The sequence below is a fragment of the Alkalihalobacillus deserti genome (assembly GCF_020734105.1).
Lineage (GTDB): Bacteria > Bacillota > Bacilli > Bacillales > Bacillaceae_D > Halalkalibacter > Halalkalibacter deserti.
The window spans coordinates 1-960 of record NZ_JAJAFR010000069.1 but is presented as its reverse complement, the minus strand read 5'-3'; the positions used below and the strand labels follow the sequence as shown (position 1 = coordinate 960).

General features: G+C 38.3%; 1 protein-coding gene. It reads left to right on the top strand.

The window, feature by feature from the left end; all coding sequences use genetic code 11:
• Positions 1-960, top strand: a 960-nt coding sequence (locus LDX58_RS25670; protein WP_227940481.1) for an NAD(P)-dependent alcohol dehydrogenase, incomplete at both ends; no start/stop codon positions are given.

The following is a 960-nucleotide window of genomic DNA, read 5'->3' as shown; positions in this document are numbered from 1 at the left end:
GACATTGAATATTAAAGCAGCGACTACTTTTTATAAAGGTTCTGAATTTACGATATCAGATGTCTCTCTTGATAAACCAAAACATGGAGAAGTACTAGTTCGAATAAGTGCTAGCGGAATCTGTCATACGGATCTTAGAGCACGAGATCAACTTAGGCCAGTACCATTACCTATAATATTAGGGCATGAAGGTTCTGGTATCGTAGAAGAGATTGGCGAAGGAGTCAGCAATGTGCAGCCTGGTGATCATGTCATTATGAGTTTTAATTCCTGTGGAACTTGTAATGACTGTTTAAAAGCAAAACCGTATGCTTGTGAAAACTTTCCTCATTTGAATTTTTCAGGGAAAATGAAGGATGGGACCTATAGACATTCCATTGATAATGAACCGGTAAACACTTTTTTTGGCCAATCTTCCTTTGCAACTTATTCTATTGTATCAGATAGAAGTATTGTGAAAGTTGATAAAGAAGTACCAATTGAACTATTAGGTCCACTTGGTTGTGGGATTCAAACTGGAAGCGGAACGGTTATGAATAAATTAAAGCCTGATGTTGGTGAATCAATTGCCATCTTTGGTTGCGGAACAGTTGGTTTGAGTGCACTGATGGCTGCTAAGTTGTTAGATTGTGGAGAGATTATTGCAATAGATGTCCACGAAAATCGTTTGAATTTAGCAAAAGAGTTAGGTGCAACACATACGATTAATGCTAAAGAAGTTGATGTTGAAGAAAGAATACTTGAGATTACTAAAACAGGTGTAGACTATGCGGTAGATTCTAGTAGTGTTCCGGAAGTTTTGACCCAAGCAACGAATAGCCTATCTCAGTCTGGGACTGTGGCAGCAGTTGGTGGAGCTGCTATTGGTACTATGGCAAAAGTGGATATGGGAAAGCTATTATTTGAAAGAACAATTACAGGTGTTATTGAAGGGAATAGCATACCTCAGGTGTTTATTCC